This is a genomic window from Paenibacillus sp. FSL F4-0243, assembly GCF_037963295.1.
Lineage (GTDB): Bacteria > Bacillota > Bacilli > Paenibacillales > Paenibacillaceae > Paenibacillus_AQ.
On the sequence record NZ_CP150151.1, the window covers coordinates 5,477,079 to 5,494,762 of the forward strand.

Genomic DNA, 17,684 nt, shown 5'->3' on the forward strand with positions numbered 1-17,684 from the left:
GCTCCTTGCCCTATTGCATGATCCGATTCACTGTATATACATCCTTGACTCGTTTCACTTTATCTACAACGGATTGCAGATGTTCCGTGTTACGAATGAGAATGGTCATATGAATCATTGCCATTTTATTCTTGTCAGAGCGCCCAGTGACTGCAGAAATGTTCGTTTTACTCTCGGAAACTGCCTGCAGCACTTCATTGAGCAGTCCATTACGATCATGACCTGTAATCTCAATATCCACACTGTAGTTTGCTTCCATCGTACCTTCCCATTCCACTTCAATCACCCTTGCTGCTTCTTCTCCGTCACCTTCACTCGGAATGTTAGGACAATCCTGGCGATGTACAGATACACCCCGGCCCCGTGTAACATACCCTACAATGTCGTCACCCGGTACCGGATTACAGCATCGTGCAAAACGGACAAGTAAATTTTCAATTCCCTTTACACTAACACCATTGGTCGGTTGATTACGTTTTTCGCCGGAAGACTTGATCTCCTTCATCTCTGAAGTAAGCTCTAAATGATTAGCAGCTTCTTCCTGCTCTTTGCGCAGCTTTTCCGTCAAACGGGAAGCAATCTGCGAAGCGGTAATCCCACCAAATCCAACGGCAGATAGCATATCCTCAACATCGTTAAAAGCAAATTTCTTCGCTGCTTCTAAAAGCTTATCATCAGAAATCCATTCAGAAACCTCGACATTCAGACGCTTCAGCTCACGTTCAATCGCTTCGCGACCTTTTTCGACATTTTCCTCACGTTTTTCTTTTTTGAACCATTGCTTAATTTTGCTTCGCGCATGTGAGGATTGAGCAATCTTGAGCCAGTCGCGGCTTGGTCCGTACGAATGCTTCGATGTCAGTATCTCTACAATATCGCCCGTCTTCAACTTGTGATCCAACGGTACGATCCGCCCGTTCACCTTAGAACCAATCGTACGATTACCCACTTCCGTATGAATACGGAATGCAAAATCAAGTGGTACAGAACCCGCAGGAAGCTCAATAACCTCGCCTTTAGGCGTAAACACGAACACAAGATCCGAGAAAAAGTCCATTTTGAGTGATTTTACGAACTCTTCGGCATCCTTGGCCTCATGCTGAAGCTCCAATATTTCGCGAAAAAAAGGCATCCGATTCTCAGGATTCACATTATTGCTGGTTCCTTCTTTGTATGCCCAGTGTGCTGCTATCCCGAATTCAGCCGTGCGATGCATTTCCCAAGTGCGAATTTGCACTTCGGTTGGCTCTCCGCCAGGACCTACCACTGTAGTATGCAAAGATTGATACATATTGGCTTTGGGCATAGCTATATAATCTTTAAATCGACCTGGCATTGGCTTCCAAAGGGTATGAATAATTCCGAGGGTTGCATAACAATCCTTGATATTATCCACAATGATACGGATGGCCAGCAGGTCATAGATCTCATTAAACTGTTTGTTTTTCGTACTCATTTTGTTATAGACACTGTAGATATGCTTCGGACGACCTGAAAGATCACCTTCAATGCCCATTTCATCCAGCTTGGCACGAATACGGCCAATTACGCTGTCGATAAATTGCTCACGTTCAGCCCGCTTCTTATGCACTAGATTAGCAATGCGATAATACTGCTGCGGATTCAAGTAACGAAGCGCAATATCCTCCATCTCCCACTTAATCGCGGAAATCCCCAAACGATCAGCTACAGGACAGAAAATCTCCAGCGTTTCATAAGAAATACGTCGCTGGCTCTCTTCAGATTGATACTTTAACGTACGCATATTATGCAGGCGATCCGCTAGTTTGATAACGATGACCCGGATATCCTGCGCCATCGCAATAAACATCTTACGGTAATTCTCGTTCTGCTGCTCTTCCTTTGAGCGAAAACGGATGCGTTCCAGCTTAGTTAAGCCATCGACAAGCATCGCGCAGGTATCGCCAAATTTCGCGCGGATTTGTTCCAATGAGACCGTCGTATCTTCCACAACATCATGCAAAAGCGCCGCAACAATAGATATAACATCCATTTGCATATTGACGACAATATCTGCCACCGCCAGCGGATGCAGAATGTATGGCTCCCCCGACTTGCGGATCTGCCCGTGATGAGCCTGATCGGCAAATTCATAAGCTTCCCGGATGCGGAGAAGATCTTTATCTTTTATATAGGCGCCAGCCTTATCAATTAATCGCTCTATGCCCATTCTCGTCGTATCCGTTTCCTTTCTATAATAAAATGAACCCGCAATCATTCTGAAATCTGCAGGTTCCAATCATTTCGCAAGCAACTTACGCTCTTGTTCAAAGTTGTCTATAATTATGACGCTTACGAGGGATTACGTCAACACTTGCCATCTCATGGTATTCAAGAAGTAAAAGTTATGAAAATCGGACAAATTAATAACACTTGTGAAAATGTTGTTGTAAAAATGTCCAGTTCTATTTAATCTAGTAAAGGCGGATTTTCGCTGGACAACATCATATCCATTAAGAAAGAGGAGTGAACTCCATTGCAACGCGAAATTCAAGTTAATGAAAAACTTCCATGGGGCCCCGGTTTTCTGTTAAGCCTACAGCATTTGTTCGCCATGTTTGGCAGTACAGTGCTAGTGCCTAACTTGTTCGGGGTTGACCCTGGCATGATTTTGCTGATGAACGGTATCGGCACACTGCTATACATTTGGATTTGCCGTGGTAAAATACCTGCCTACCTTGGCTCCAGCTTTGCATTTATCGCACCCGTATTATCAGTGCTTGCTGATCATAAAGATGATCATATGAAAGGGTACTCGCTTGCTTTGGGCGCTTTCATCATCACAGGTGTTATCTTTGTGCTCGTTGCTTTGATCATCCGTTATGCAGGAACAAAATGGATCGATGTTGTCTTCCCTCCAGCAGTAATGGGAGCTATCGTAGCAACGATCGGACTTGAACTTGTGCCTGTTGCCGCGCGAATGGCAGGACTTATTGCCCCTGAAGGTGTTGCAGTTGCAGACTGGACTCCAGATGGCAAAGCAATCACACTTTCTATGGTGACACTGGGCGTAACCGTAATTGGAGCTGTACTCTTCCGCGGTTTCCCAAAAATCATTCACATCCTCATCGGTATCGTAACTGGTTATGGTTTAGCTTATATTATGAAAATGGTGGATACAGCTGCAATATCTAATGCGAATTTTTTAGCGCACCCTACCATTGTTACTCCATCCTTCGATTGGAATGTAATCCTGACTATCATCCCAGTATCGCTAGTAGTAATCGTTGAACATATCGGACACTTACTTGTAACCAGCAATATTGTTGGCAGAGACTTGGCTAAAGATCCTGGACTTGACCGCTCCCTGATGGGGAACGGGATATCTACAATTATCTCCGGTTTTATCGGTTCTACTCCAAATACAACCTACGGTGAGAATATCGGGGTTATGGCATTAACTAAAGTTTATTCTGTATATGTGATCGGTGGCGCAGCAGTGATTGCGATTCTGCTATCGTTCTCCGGAACTTTCTCCTCCGTTATCGCTAACATCCCCACACCTGTAATGGGCGGCGTATCACTACTTTTGTTCGGTGTAATTGCCGCATCCGGTCTGCGAATCTTCGTAGAGCAAAAAGTTGATTTTTCCAAAGCCACTAACATGATTATGGCTACGTTGGTGCTTGTTGTCGGAATCAGTGGTACAACCCTTACTATGGGTAGCGTAAAACTCAGTGGTATGGCTCTAGCTACGATTGTTGGTATCGTTCTAGCCCTATTCTTCAAACTCATTGAAGTTCTTGGACTGTCTAATGAAGGTGGAGAAAGCGATAAAGCTGCTCACTAATTTATTTATGAATTAATAATTCAAAAAGACTGCTCCAGATCCATTTTATGGATTGGACAGTCTTTTTTCGTATCTCTTTTGACCAAAAAATCGAAAAACAGCAACCCTCCGCTAGTAGTAACAGAGAATTGCTGTTGTTTGCACTTTTCCACATTATTCGATACATAAATCCCAATTTATTTCCCGGGAAAAGACAAGTTTATCGTATTAATCTTCGTAATCAACTAATGTAATAACTTCAATTCCAGAAAGCTTATTACGTCCAGCAAGCTCAACCAATTCAATCAAAAACGCTGCGCCTACCACTTTACCACCAAGCTGCTCCACAAGGTTAACTGAAGTAGCTATAGTACCTCCTGTTGCTAACAAATCATCAGCAATCAATACATTTTGTCCAGGCTTAATGGCATCCGTGTGAACAGCAAGTGTGTCTTTACCATATTCAAGATCATATCCAACCTCGATAGTCTCATACGGCAGTTTACCACTCTTTCGAATAGGCACAAAGCCTACGCCCAATGCATAAGCAAGAGGTGCACCAACTACAAAACCACGTGCTTCCGGTCCAGCGATCACATCGATTTCTAAGTGGGATACAAGAGCTTTCAAGGCATCAATCGCTTGGCGATATGCATCACCGTCTTTTAACAAGGTGGTGATATCTTTAAAACTAATACCTTCTTTTGGGAAATCAGGAATCACGCGAATACTATCTTTAAAATCCAAATTTTTCATCTCCTAAAAGTTTTGTTAGCATATGCTACTTTGAGTTCGGTTCGACAAAACTTACTTCGTAAGCGTCTGCTTTGTTTTGTTAGCATATGCTACTTTGAGTTCGGTTCGGCAAAACTTACTTCGTAAGCGTCTGCTTTGTTTTGTTAGCATATGCTACTTTGAGTCCGGTTCGGCAAAACTTGCTTCGTAAGCGTCTGCTTTGTTTTGTTTAGTCTTTATGATACGCCTAAACGGCGTGATAACATCCAATCCTGCAGTTCAGACAAGCTACCTTCCATGAAGTACTGCTCCATTTCCGCCATCTGCCCCAGTCTGACAAAATGTCTTGATGCTGTAAGGCTTTTAGCTGTAGGCTGCGTAATAAAGGTCACACTTCCGTGACTTCTTTCGATAAAATCCAGCTCCTCGAACACATCTAGCATATTACTAAGCATTCGAATACTTAATGAGGATTGTCGACTTAGCCGCAGCAGCACTTCATGTTCTGGCGTTGCAACAGCAGTGATCGAAGCCAGCAGTTTATAGAGTATTTTAAAATGATCCCGTGTCGGAATGATAAGTCGTTCTCGGCCATCCTTTATAGAATGCAATAACGCAATATTATCAGCATTAGGAAAAGCCTTCAGTAACGCGTCTAGTTGTTCAGGAGTCTCTGGCATATCCAGTAAACATAACAGTGAGACATGCCCTGATTCCTGAATCGAATCATCCTTAATAGCGGCGCTAATGCCAGCTTCTTTATCATATACCCAGAAGGACATTCCTATCAATTCAGTCTGTGAAGACATACGTCCACTCTGAAACACTGCTGCAGCACGATATGGGCCAGCACCGCTATAGGGAAGCAGCAGCTCTCTAATATGTGCAGCCTGCCGTACAGCGTCAGCAGCACCACGAAGATCAAATAATTGAGCATCCTGAACTGATAAATCCTGTAGCATCAGCTGTGGTTTCCTCGAGCCATTCCATTCGTTGATCGACAGTTCAGCCAGCACATTGATCGGGGTGCCCACAGGGAGCAGCTTAGCCAAATCCCCTTTACCAAAAGCCAAGGCTTCGATCGTACTCTTACCCTGTTGCAAGACGATCTTCAAGTGTTTTCCGTCTTGCCCCATGGTGCGTGTCTCTTTCACTGTAGCCCCGCGAATGATGAACTTTGGCAATGGATTCGACATCCCGAAAGGTGCAAGCCTTTCCAATTCAAGCGCGGTCTGTAGGGACAAATCGGAAATCGACACTTCTGCATCAGCAGAAGTAACAGGAACGAAATGCTCCGGTGTTAACACAGTAGCAGCGTATTCATTTAATGCCGCAGCGAAGGCTTCTAAGCCGTCCCGATGCAGACTCATTCCCGCAGCTGCTGGATGACCACCGAAATGATCCATTAAGTTAGAACAAGAGGATAAGGCCGCATATATATCAAGTCCAGGAATAGAGCGGGCAGAACCTTTGCACATGCCGGTCTCCGGATGAATATCCAGAATAATTACAGGTCGATAGTAACGCTCCAGCAGTTTGGAAGCCACTATGCCTACCACACCCACATTCCAACCTTGTTCAGCAAGGACTATGATGTCTGGTATTTCTCCACCCTGAGTCATCTGCTCCAGTTTTGCAGTGGCCTCCACTACAATTCTTTCTACGACCAATTGGCGTTCTTTATTAAGCAGATCAAGCTCCCCAGCCAGTTGCTCTGCCTCATCAGTATGCTCGGTTGTAAGCAACGCCACTGCCCGTCCAGCATGATCCAGACGACCACTCGCATTGATACGAGGCGCCATTCCAAAAGCGATATTAACCGCGCTCACAGTACTCATGGTTACGCCGCTAACATCGAGTAAGGCACGAATACCTGGGAATCGAGAATTTCGCATACTCACCAAGCCGTTTCGAACAATCTCACGATTCTCACCCAGCAGCGGCATTAAATCCGCTACAGTACCGATAGCAGCTATCTCTGCCCATTCTTCGGGAGTTTCCTCCCCTAGCATAGCCTGGGCGAGCTTATAAGCTACACCTACACCTGCCAATCCTTTGAACGGGTAGGGGCAGTCGGGCAGCTTCGGATTAATCAACGTATAAGCCTCTGGGAGAAGCTCTGGTGGCTCATGGTGATCCGTAACAATCACATCAATCCCGAGTTCATTAGCGTAAGCAATCTGATGATAGGCGCTAATGCCAGTATCTACAGTAATGATCAAGGATACACCCTGCTGTAAAGCCCAATCCAAAGCATGATTATGCAGCCCATAGCCCTCATTAGAACGGTGCGGGATATAAATATCAAAGGAAGCGCCTAAGTAACGCAGCAAATGAATCATTAATGCTGTACTGGACACACCATCGGCGTCGTAATCACCGTAAATCAGAATATGTTCTTCTTCTTTTAAAGCCTTTCTAATTCTGGGAACCGCTTCGGCCATTCCTTTTAGAAGGAACGGATCATGCGGAGCTTCCACACCGCCATCCATGAACGATAGAGCCTCATGTGGCGTATCAATTCCTCTAGTCACTAATAGTGAGGATAAGAGCGGAGAAATAGAAAGGCTCCGGGCCATATCCCTTACGACGTCGGGATCGGCTGCCGGAGATTGCCATCTTGTTTTTGAATAAAGCAATAGCGCTCACCTTTCTCTCACCTTGCGAACTACTGAAGCAGCGTCGGAATATCATTATCCACCAATTCATAATTACTTTTGTATGGATAGCCAGGATCATAAGGAACTACGTCCATATGTACCTCACCAACATGAACAAACCTGTGCTGCAGCAACTTTCTTGCACATTCCGAAATATCCTGTGCTTCCATCACCGTAATACGCGGATTTACACTGATCTTCACTTGCAGATTCACATAATTCCCTTGCTCAAGTGCCTTCAAATGTTCTACACGAATAACACCATGAACACGTTGTACGGTTTCAATAAAATTAGCTGCCTCCTCAGAAGGTAGCTCCTGCGCATTCTTAACACTAACAGTATTAACAATGAGCAAATAACCTTTACGTAGAATTAAGCATCCTGTTAAAAGTGCAGCAATAGGGTCCATATAGAGTAGAGGATGCCAATAGGTACCCCCCATTGATAACGATATCCCAACTAATACTGTGATAGAAGTATACAAACTGAAACGATGACTATTGGCATAAGCAGCATGACTGCCATCACCTATTTTTTTAAAGTACCGATATTGATATTGAAATACAGCTTCTTTAAGTACAATAGATAGTAAGACAGTTACAAGTGCAAGTTCTCCGCGAGTGGATGACTGTCCCTCGGTTAAGTCACGGATTGCAGAGAAGGCGATTTGCAGCCCCCCCATAAGAATTAATACCGAAAAAAGTATAGCTAAAAGCGGCTCCTTATTCCCTCGTCGCTCTTCTATCCGCTGCTTGCTCTTTCTGCTTTGTTCAGAGCGCCATGGGAGAATATCCGCCAATTTAGCTGCAGCATCTGCTCCAGAATATAATGCATCGCCCATTAAAGCCTTGCTACCTGAAATATAGCCAAAACTCCCCTTAGCTACTGCCAAAGTAACATCGCTGATGATCCCTGTCCAAGCAACCGTCTTGCTTTGCGGTGATCGTTCTTTATTCATACGAGGCCCCCCTTACCACTAGCAAGTAATCTCATGATGATACAATACACATGACATACTACCCCAAAGATTTCGAAAGCCGCGTCGCATTTGACGCGGCTTTCTTAAATTATAAAGTTGATGTTTTTTTCATTCAAGTGTAGCCATGTTATTTCTCTAGAGACATTACCCTTTAGCCGGGTTCTTTACCTTTATCTTTTCACGCTTCTTAAGCAGTAGCCAGACCGGACTTGCAATAAAGATAGAGGAGTACGCTCCGAATAGCAATCCGATAACCATCGCAAGCGAGAACATCTTGATGGACTCGCCTCCAAGAATCAACAGGAAGAACGCCGCAATAAATACGGTAAATGCTGTGTAAAGAGAACGCATAAGCGTTTGAGCCACACTCTTATTCACAAGCTCTTTTAAATCCTCATAGGTTTTTTGTTTACCAAAACGCAAATTCTCACGGATACGGTCAAAGATAACGATCGTATCATTGATGGAATAACCGATAATCGTAAGCACCGCAATAATAAACGTCAAATCCACTTCCAAGCGGAAGATGGAGAAGATTGCAACGACCATAAAGGCATCATGGATCAATGAAACAATAGCTGCCAATGCAAACCGCCATTCAAAACGAATACTTACATAAATGATAATCCCTAGACAAGAAATGAGAACCGCATAGATCGCATTGCGTGCAAGTTCTTTAGACATTTCAGTATCCACGGTGTTAATCTCAAACGATGCTTTTTCGTCCAGCTTCAAGATCTCTGCTTTAAGAGCTTCATCTTGTTGCTCATCGAGCACTTGATCATAACGAACGTTAACCCGTTCACTTCCTATCGTAATGCTTGGCTCACTTGAAATCCCAGTTTTTTCAACTGCTGAATTAACCTCTTCCAATGTCAAATTCTTAGACAGAGAGATATCAACATTAGATCCTGCTTTGAAATCAACGCTGTAATTCAATCCAAAGGTTGCTAGGAAAATCAAACCTGCCACTGTAAGGGCGATAGAAAAAACATAGAAAAATTTACTCAAATGTACGAAATCAAGCTCTTTCTTAAAGCGCACGAATATCACTCTCCTTAACACCGAAACTCTTCGGTTTGTTCAGCTTACCGGCTTTAACAAGCTGGCTAAGCAACCAGTGGGAGAAATAAAGATTCGTAGCGATACTCAGAACGATTTCCACGATCAGTACCAATGCGAAACCTTTGACTGCACCTGTACCGAAGGCGAACATGACACCTGCCACAATAACAGTTGTGACATTGGAGTCCATTACTGTCCGGAAAGAGGATTTATTACCTGCTTTAACAGAGGAAAGTACACTTTTACCACTGCGCATTTCTTCTCTTATCCGTTCATTTGTAATGATATTGGCATCGACGGCCATCCCTATACCCAGAATAAATGCGGCTATACCAGGCAACGTCAATGTGAAGTCAGCTAAGACAAAGACTACAATTAGCAGCCATGTATGCAAGATCAGCGCAAAACTAGCCAAGAGACCTGGCAAGCGATACATACCGATCATGAAGATAAGAATAATCAAAGAACCCAAAAGACCGGCTTTGATCGTTTGATCAAGCGATTGTTTACCAAGTGTTGCACCCACACTTTGGGAGTATTTCTCAGTAAGTTTCAGTGGCAACGCACCAAGATTAATAGTGTCAGCCAGTTCACGTGCTTCTTTAATTGTATACTGACCGGAAATAGACGCACTACCATCGGTAAGTACTGCTTGTACCGTAGGATCAGATAGTTTGTTCTCATCCAAATAAATTGCGAGATTCTTTCCTAAGAGGCGTTTGGTAATCTCTGCGAATTTATCCTTGTCCTTTATTTTGATACTGATGATTGGCTGATTCAGGTTATCCCGTCCAACCTCTGCCGCACCTTCAACAAAATCACTACCTACCAGTTCGATCTTGCTGTAAGTACCTTCAGCGTCACCTTCAGCAGCACTACGGAAAGTCAGAACTGCAGGCTCCTTCATCTTCTTACGAACCTCGGCTTCATCAGTAACGCCTGCAATTTTCAGACGAATACGGTCAGTACCTTCAGTTGTAACCTCTGGTTCACTGGTTCCGAGCGCATTGGCCCGTTTTTCCAAACTTTCTGCTGTTTTCAACAGTGAAGCTCGGGACAACGCTGCTCCCGCTTCCATAGGCTCTGCATGGTACAAAATCTCAAATCCGCCTTTCAGGTCAAGACCAAGTCTAACCTTGTCCAGCAGTCCAGGAGTAGTAAATGCCATGACGCCTGTCAAAACGAGCACGGTAATAATAAAGCCCATTAGTCTCTTCATGCTCTAGCTAGTTCCCCTTTCATTCACTCAATATTCCTATTATAGCTACACGTGAAATGACCGTCAATTCACAGCATAGTCATAGCTATACTCACACAAAGAAACGGCCGCCCCTGCACATATCAGCAAGACATCCGTTTATATAGGAGATGTGAAGTTATTATTATTCTCTTACTTTACTGCTTTATAAGGCTTTTCGCAAAGAAAAGAAGCGAGATGTGTATTGTTCAGTTCAACCCCCGATAAGCTGCAAGAGTCAAATAAGTCATGTAACTATTGGCTTTTAAGGAATAAATATCATTTACCAGCTTATGTAAGGGAGGCATTCCGTCCTTATCATAATTACGACTGATACAATCCCAAATATCCTTGCTGGTTACATACTCATAGCCGAGGAGCCGGAATTCTTCAGCTTTGCTGCGGCACATGGCTTCGATTTCTTCACTATGTTGATCATGATTCCACTGTTCCGATTCCACGTGATGACACCTCCAAAGATCGCTCGTGTTCGTATGCTTACCATAGGTATTCGACCCAAGTTCTCTGCTTTCCTCCTTCCGTCACAAAAAGTTACAACTACTAAAACAAGGCATGCCGGGATAGGGGTATAGCATATCCATAAGAATAGACAAGTTGGCCAGCGTTTCATTTCATTTGGGGAAGAAGGCGTGACCTTTGAGGAAACAGAGCTTTATACAAGGAACTTTAATCTTGCTTGCCGCCGGCATCATTAATCGAATGCTTGGATTTATACCCCGAATTGCTTTGCCACGCATCATTGGAGCAGAAGGTGTGGGTCTATATCAGCTCGCGTACCCTTTCTTTATCGTGCTGGCTACTGTTATTACAGGCGGACTTCCCCTAGCAATTGCAAAGATGGTAGCGGAAGCAGAGGGAGAGAACCGCCCTGAGAAATCGCGGCAAATTTTACGGACTGGCCTTACTCTTAGTGTCGGACTAGGAATCTTCTTTACCATTGTTGCGCTAGTCAGTGCTTCATGGGTCTCCAATGTGATCTTAACAGACCACAGAGTTTATTATACTTTTATTGCCATGATCCCAATGATTGCAATTGTTGCTGTATCTGCAATATACCGCGGTTATTTTCAAGGTAGGCAGAACATGATTCCTTCCGCACTTTCTTCAGTTTTTGAGTCTATCGTGCGAATATTTTTTATGCTGTGGTTCTCTTGGCTGCTGTTACCTAAAGGTATCGCTTTTGCAGCTGCAGGGGCGATGCTAGGCGTAACGGTGGGAGAGATTGGCGGAATGTTAGCCATTCTGTGGCAATATTATGTCATCACGAAAAAGGATAAAAAAACACCCCCCATCCAAGAACAGCAAACGATTGAGAAGGAAGTTATAACTCCTGATCCAGATGCCGTACAATCAACTTCCCCCATACTACGGCGTTTATTAGGTGTATCAATTCCTGTTACGGCAAGCCGGCTTGTCGGTTCTTTTTCCTATCTATTGGAATCTATAATTACCGTACGTAGTCTTGCACTAGCCGGAATCGCAACAGCCGCCGCGACTGCTCAATATGGGTCTTTACAGGGAATGGTTATCCCCTTACTGTTGCTTCCCGGTGCGTTAACTTCCTCTCTCGCAGTGTCTTTGGTTCCCTCCTTATCCGAGGCTGCCGCGAGAAAGGACTTGCCTACCATTCACAAACGAATGCACCAAGCTCTTCGACTCGCTCTTGTAACAGGGGCTCCCTTTGCTGTTCTTATGTATGTACTGGCAGTCCCACTATGCAACTTGTTATACGGAAATCCGGACACCGCTCCTATGCTAAAACTAATGGCCCCTTTCGCTTTGTTCATCTATGTTCAAGCCCCCTTACAAGCTGCACTTCAAGCTATGGACAGACCAGGAAGGGCACTCATCAATACTCTTATTGGGGCAGTAGTCAAAATCATTCTGATTGTTTTATTAGCTTCACAACCAGAATACGGAATCTACGGCGCAATCATCGCCATTATTGTGAACAGCGTTCTTGTTACTCTACTGCACGGGTACAGCGTAGTCAGTCTAATTTCATTATCCTTACGAATAACCGATACCATTAAGACCTTATGTGCAATGATCATTATGGGAGCAGGCGTGCGTTATGTATACATCTCCATTCCCATTGCAGAAGCACAATGGATTCAATTTTTATTTGCCTCTGCGATAGGAATGGCCCTGTATTTCGGTCTCAGTCTATTAGCTGGCCTTATTTCCCTTCGTGATTTGGATCGACTGCCTTTCATTAAGCGTTGGCTTTAGAATGGTTATCGATTGTCCAAACGGTCAACATAAACTCGGCCTTTATGGTCTATGGAGCAAAGAAATACATCCCGAAAATCTGATACTCCCTTTTGGCGGATCTGTGTTCTTAGCCAGAACCTTGTTTTTCCTATCATTTCTAAATTATGATCCTGGACCTTTCCATCCATAATCAATGGAATAGGAAGCCCTTCATATCTGATTTTGTTCTTTGGCAGTTTAACTTTCTGACTGCTTACATCTGCATCCTCATCGGTCTTATTATTCTCAGCAACTGAACTGCTATTGCCTGTTTGATTGGAAGATGAAAGTCCTTTGTCTTTCTCGAAAACGGTAAGCTGTCCACTTGGCTCCAGAATCGCAAATTCCACATCAGCAGGACTAGCGATGTTCTGACCACGCAATTGCTGCAATAGATCATCAATATTGTACCTTTGTTTACGCATCTCTCCCCGGTGCAGCTTGCCTCCAGAAATAAGTATGCTCGGTTTACCGTCCATTAACAGCCGAATCTTTCTACTCTTAAGACTGAGCTGAGCAACCACAACTTGAATGATAACCAGTGTGGCCATCGGAACCAGACCTTCGTAAATCGGGCGATTAATATCCTCAATCACAAAAACAGCAATCTCAGCAATCATAATTGAGATCGTTAGATCAAATACAGATAGCTTACCGATTTCCCTCTTCCCCATGATACGCATGCACAGGAATATGAAGAAATACATCAGCACGGTCAAGAAAATATGGGTAGTGATATGCTGGGACATATAGCTTCGCTCCCCTCCACTCTCACCCGCAGACTTGTTTTCTCGGGCGGATTAATGTAACCCTATTCTGACCGCTCAGCACAGGGAACATTCGGAAGCTCACATATTAATTAATGGTAAAAAGGCTACAATGCCCATTCTTGTACTATTGGGGCAAGCCTTCCCATACAATGAATAATAACTTATGTAGATTATTTTTCTAAAAAAACTTTAGGAGGTTGTACCATGTATTTAATCCGGCGCCTGTTCTCATGGAGAATAGCCAATCCTGTATTGTCTGGCCTATGTCGATCATTCCTTTGGATGCTGCTTGGCGCGTTTGTCCTCTCTCTTTTATTATGGGGCAGCGGTCTGAAGGAGCAGGATCTCTCAATGTACACTTATATAGTGCACGGCATAGCCGCAGCATTCGGAGGACTAACCGCCGGTCGCAGAGCCACGAACAAAGGCTGGTATCAAGGAAGTCTTACAGGAATCTTTTACGGGATTATCGTTCTGTTAATTGGATTTTTGGCACTGGATAGCTCACCCTCTGGTGTTGACCTTCTTTGGGTTCTAGCTGCAGCAGCAATTGGTGCACTTGGCGGAATATTTGGGGTTAATTTACAGAAAAGCTAAAATTATTATTCCATAAAATTCGAAACATTCCTTGGAAATATGTTAAACTGTGATCATCTGACTTCATAAAGAGAATCAAGGAGGCTTCGAATGCTTTGTTTTACCAATCAATGAATCATATTGTTTTGTACACAGTTGCATTAGTAGTGATATTAGTATGGATTGGCGCTCGTCGAAATCCAATCATGGCATTAGTTGAAATCGGAAAAGAGATGCTGCGATCCTACAAGTTTTTGCTACTGATGGTAGGCATGTTTGGTGTACTGGTCTTGAATAAATACGAACTACAAATTGAAGAAAAAATGCATCTTACCTCAGACTATACATCATTTATATTTGGGCTAGAGGGGCATTTTGTCCAAGCTGTTCAGGATATATTCTATAGTCCATGGCTAACGCCTATCATAGTTTTCTTCTACATTTTTATGCTTCAATCTGTACTAGCAGCTTCTCTAGGTGTCTATCTGTTAGATAAGAACCGTGTGATGCTGTACGCTACCTGCTATGCTATTATCATTAACTATGCTGTAGCAATTCCATTCTACCTATACTTCCCTGTAAATGAGGTATGGTCCTATGTACCTGCAGGCGTTAGATTTACTATGCTGGATGTATTTCCGAAGTTTGAAGAAGAGTACCGCCCTCTATCCGGTCTCAACAACTGCTTCCCGAGTCTACATACGTCCATTTCCGTTACGATGGCATTACTGGCATTCCGTTCAGGAAACCGCCGGTGGATGGTCATTACGAGTATTTCCGCAGTCGTAATCGTCTTTGGTATATTCTATCTGGGCATTCATTGGCTTACAGATATGATAGGCGGCACTCTGCTAGCAGTCCTAGCTTCAACAGTTGGTGTACAGCTTGCCAAATTAACCTTACGGGGACGTGAAGAATCGCTCACCGTTCGCAGCCGAATAACGGATATGCGTTAAACCCATAGATCACGATGAAAGATGAACATCAAAAAAGCGGTGTCATTCTCTTAATGAGAAGACACCGCTTTTTATGTACTTTTAAATAACGAAACTATACTTTCTCCTCCACGTCCGTGGCAACGGAGTGACTAATGGAACCGCGATCAAAGGTCAGTTTAGTTACATCATTGACCCGTAGAACCACGATATCATCGGAAATCTCCATGATCGTACCGTGAAGACCACCAATAGTAACGATTTTATCGCCCTTTTTCAGAGACTTCAACATTGCATTACGTGTTTTGGTCTTCTTCTGTTGCGGACGAATCAGCAAGAAGTAGAATACTACAAACATAAGTACGAATGGACCTACAAGACCCAGTATACTACCTCCGCCTGTTGCTGCTGCATATTGAAACATATTTCTCCCCCCTTTCAAAGCACATTAAAACATGGACCTCAACGAAGCTTTAGAAGCCTTTAAGATTATCATATAATCCGTATTTAGCAAAAAACTCATCGCGAAAATCAAGCAGCCGATCTTCCTTGATGGCTTCGCGCACTTTACGCATCAAATCCAACAGGAAGTGCAAGTTATGGTATGTCGTCAATCTAAGTCCGAAGGTTTCATCGGCTTTGATTAGATGGCGCAAATAAGCGCGGGAATAATTCCGGCATGTATAGCAGTTGCACTCCGGATCAAGCGGCCCAAAATCGCGGGCATACTTTGCGTTGCGTACAACGAGTCTTCCCTGACTGGTCATCGTTGTTCCATTACGAGCAATACGGGTAGGCAGAACACAGTCGAACATGTCCACTCCCCGGATTGAACCTTCCAACAGCGCATCCGGTGAACCAACGCCCATCAAATAGCGAGGTTTGCCTTGTGGCAGCAGGGGAACTGTATAATCCAGCACTTCATACATTAGCTGCTTGGACTCTCCGACGCTGAGCCCTCCAATAGCATACCCCGGGAAATCCATGGAAGTCAAATCTGCCGCGCTCTGACGGCGAAGATCCTCATACATACCTCCTTGAACGATAGCGAACAGCCCTTGATCATTCGGGCGAGCATGACTTTTCAGGCAACGTTCTGCCCAGCGTGTTGTACGCTCCAATGATTTTTTCACGTAGTCATATTCCGCTGGGAATGGAGGACACTCATCGAATGCCATCATGATATCAGAGCCAAGTGCGTTCTGAACTTCCATAGCTACTTCAGGAGACAAGAACTTCTTATCCCCATTTAGATGGGAACGGAAATGAACGCCTTCTTCGGTAATCTTGCGCATGTCACTAAGCGAGAATACTTGAAATCCGCCGCTATCCGTTAGAATGGGACGGTCCCAGTTCATGAACTTGTGCAGTCCGCCTGCTTCACGAACAATATCATGGCCCGGTCTCAGGAACAAATGGTACGTATTGCTCAAAATAATATGAGCATCCATCTCTTTCAGTTCTTCAGGACTCATTGTCTTGACTGTAGCTTGTGTGCCGACTGGCATAAATGCAGGTGTCTCAATCACACCATGTGGAGTATGGACTCTTCCAAGTCTTGCTCCGGATTGTTTGCACGTTTTGATGTGCTCATAAGTAATTGCTGCCATAAGTTAACCCATCCTCTTACCTTAGTAAATAAACATTGCATCTCCAAAGCTAAAAAACCGGTATTTCTGCTCTATCGCTTCTTCATAAGCAGCTAGAATATGTTCCCGACCTGCCAAAGCACTAACCAACATCACCAAAGTAGACTTCGGCAAATGAAAATTAGTAATTAACGCATTAACTACACTAAACTTATAGCCCGGATAGATGAAAATATCCGTCCAGCCACTACATTCCACTAGTGGACCGCCTTCGCATTGTCTTCCGACTGTTTCAAGTGTCCGACAAGAAGTTGTCCCTACCGCTATAATGCGACCACCTTGTTCCTTAGTAGCATTTATAGTATCTGCTGTTTCTTGAGACATTACAAAATACTCTGAATGCATAACATGCTCTTCAACCTTCTCAACAGACATCGGACGGAACGTTCCGAGACCTACATGAAGTGTAATATAAGCAATATTCACACCCTTGGCTTCAATCTGATCCAACAGTTCTTTGGTAAAATGAAGCCCTGCTGTAGGAGCAGCAGCTGATCCCTCATGCTTAGCATAAACGGTCTGATATCGTTCCCGATCATCGAGTGTTTCCTTAATATAAGGAGGCAGTGGCATTGTTCCCAGCCTGTCCAGAATCTCCTGAAAAATACCCTGATAAATGAACCGAAGCGTTCGTCCACCCATATCAGCCTCGTCCTCAATAACAGCACGAAGCTCATCACTAAAGATGATAACCGCTCCTGTCTTGAGTTTTTTACCTGGCTTTACAAGAGCTTCCCAACGATCGTCTCCCAGATTCTTAAGGAGAAGCACTTCAGCTTTAGCCCCCGTATCTTCTTTAGCCCCAAACAATCTGGCAGGAATGACTCTCGTATCATTCAGAACAAGCGTATCTCCCGGTTGAAAATAATTAATAATATCGGTAAAATGCCGGTGAGCCAGCTCCCCATCCTCCTTATTTACTAAGAGCAGTCTAGAAGAGCTACGGTCAGAGAGTGGTGTCTGGGCAATTAATTCTTCCGGTAAATGAAAATCATATGCGTCTACATTCATGG

Annotated in this window: 15 protein-coding genes; 4 read left to right on the forward strand and 11 right to left on the reverse strand. The window is 44.0% G+C overall.

The window, feature by feature from the left end:
• Positions 1-10 precede the first annotated feature (10 nt).
• The gene (locus NSS87_RS24400) at positions 11-2,191 is read right to left on the reverse strand and encodes a bifunctional (p)ppGpp synthetase/guanosine-3',5'-bis(diphosphate) 3'-pyrophosphohydrolase (protein WP_042194390.1); all 2,181 of its coding nucleotides are present in this window, start codon (positions 2,189-2,191) and stop codon (positions 11-13) included.
• A 306-nt stretch (positions 2,192-2,497) separates the two neighbouring features.
• On the opposite strand from NSS87_RS24400, the gene uraA reads away from it, so the two are divergent.
• A complete protein-coding gene (gene uraA, locus NSS87_RS24405; RefSeq protein ID WP_042191101.1) occupies positions 2,498-3,811 on the forward strand; it encodes a uracil permease in 1,314 nt (437 codons plus the stop codon).
• A gap of 207 nt (positions 3,812-4,018) precedes the next feature.
• Here the strand turns inward: uraA and NSS87_RS24410 are convergent, their stop codons facing one another.
• The 6 genes from NSS87_RS24410 to NSS87_RS24435 all read right to left on the reverse strand — a co-directional run bounded on the left by NSS87_RS24410 (position 4,019) and on the right by NSS87_RS24435 (position 10,928).
• Positions 4,019-4,537 (reverse strand): adenine phosphoribosyltransferase, encoded by a 519-nt coding sequence (locus NSS87_RS24410; RefSeq protein WP_042191103.1) that lies wholly within the window; start codon positions 4,535-4,537, stop codon positions 4,019-4,021.
• Between the two features lie 224 nt (positions 4,538-4,761).
• A complete protein-coding gene (recJ, locus tag NSS87_RS24415; RefSeq protein WP_042191106.1) occupies positions 4,762-7,164 on the reverse strand; it encodes a single-stranded-DNA-specific exonuclease RecJ in 2,403 nt (800 codons plus the stop codon).
• A 29-nt stretch (positions 7,165-7,193) separates the two neighbouring features.
• Complete coding sequence (locus NSS87_RS24420) at positions 7,194-8,144, reverse strand: cation diffusion facilitator family transporter (protein ID WP_042191108.1); 951 nt, start codon at positions 8,142-8,144, stop codon at positions 7,194-7,196.
• Between the two features lie 165 nt (positions 8,145-8,309).
• Positions 8,310-9,209 carry a protein translocase subunit SecF gene (secF, locus tag NSS87_RS24425; RefSeq protein WP_042191110.1) on the reverse strand — a complete coding sequence of 300 codons (900 nt, stop codon included), beginning with the start codon at positions 9,207-9,209 and terminating at the stop codon, positions 8,310-8,312.
• A complete protein-coding gene (gene secD / locus NSS87_RS24430) occupies positions 9,199-10,449 on the reverse strand; it encodes a protein translocase subunit SecD (protein ID WP_042191112.1) in 1,251 nt (416 codons plus the stop codon). The genes secF and secD overlap by 11 nt, the downstream gene beginning before the upstream one ends.
• A gap of 227 nt (positions 10,450-10,676) precedes the next feature.
• The gene (locus NSS87_RS24435) at positions 10,677-10,928 is read right to left on the reverse strand and encodes a post-transcriptional regulator (RefSeq protein ID WP_042191115.1); all 252 of its coding nucleotides are present in this window, start codon (positions 10,926-10,928) and stop codon (positions 10,677-10,679) included.
• A 196-nt stretch (positions 10,929-11,124) separates the two neighbouring features.
• Here NSS87_RS24435 and spoVB point away from each other — a divergent pair, with 196 nt between their 5' ends.
• Positions 11,125-12,720, forward strand: coding sequence for a stage V sporulation protein B (gene spoVB / locus NSS87_RS24440; RefSeq protein ID WP_339243271.1), 1,596 nt, complete (start codon positions 11,125-11,127; stop codon positions 12,718-12,720).
• Between the two features lie 5 nt (positions 12,721-12,725).
• Here the strand turns inward: spoVB and NSS87_RS24445 are convergent, their stop codons facing one another.
• Positions 12,726-13,490: a DUF421 domain-containing protein gene (locus NSS87_RS24445; RefSeq protein ID WP_042191118.1), complete on the reverse strand. Its 765-nt coding sequence runs from the start codon at positions 13,488-13,490 to the stop codon at positions 12,726-12,728.
• Positions 13,491-13,715: 225 nt separating this feature from the next.
• On the opposite strand from NSS87_RS24445, the gene NSS87_RS24450 reads away from it, so the two are divergent.
• Complete coding sequence (locus tag NSS87_RS24450) at positions 13,716-14,108, forward strand: TIGR04086 family membrane protein (RefSeq protein WP_339243272.1); 393 nt, start codon at positions 13,716-13,718, stop codon at positions 14,106-14,108.
• 95 nt (positions 14,109-14,203) lie between these two features.
• Positions 14,204-15,043 (forward strand): phosphatase PAP2 family protein, encoded by an 840-nt coding sequence (locus tag NSS87_RS24455; protein WP_339243273.1) that lies wholly within the window; start codon positions 14,204-14,206, stop codon positions 15,041-15,043.
• Positions 15,044-15,137: 94 nt separating this feature from the next.
• Here NSS87_RS24455 and yajC read toward each other — a convergent pair whose 3' ends face one another.
• From yajC to queA, 3 genes are read right to left on the reverse strand one after another with little or no spacing between them, the layout of a single operon-like run.
• Positions 15,138-15,446 carry a preprotein translocase subunit YajC gene (gene yajC, locus NSS87_RS24460; RefSeq protein ID WP_042191123.1) on the reverse strand — a complete coding sequence of 103 codons (309 nt, stop codon included), beginning with the start codon at positions 15,444-15,446 and terminating at the stop codon, positions 15,138-15,140.
• 49 nt (positions 15,447-15,495) lie between these two features.
• On the reverse strand, positions 15,496-16,632 hold the full coding sequence (gene tgt / locus NSS87_RS24465) for a tRNA guanosine(34) transglycosylase Tgt (protein ID WP_042130504.1): 1,137 nt from the start codon (positions 16,630-16,632) through the stop codon (positions 15,496-15,498).
• Between the two features lie 21 nt (positions 16,633-16,653).
• Positions 16,654-17,682 (reverse strand): tRNA preQ1(34) S-adenosylmethionine ribosyltransferase-isomerase QueA, encoded by a 1,029-nt coding sequence (queA, locus tag NSS87_RS24470; RefSeq protein WP_042191125.1) that lies wholly within the window; start codon positions 17,680-17,682, stop codon positions 16,654-16,656.
• Between the last annotated feature and the right edge of the window lie 2 nt (positions 17,683-17,684).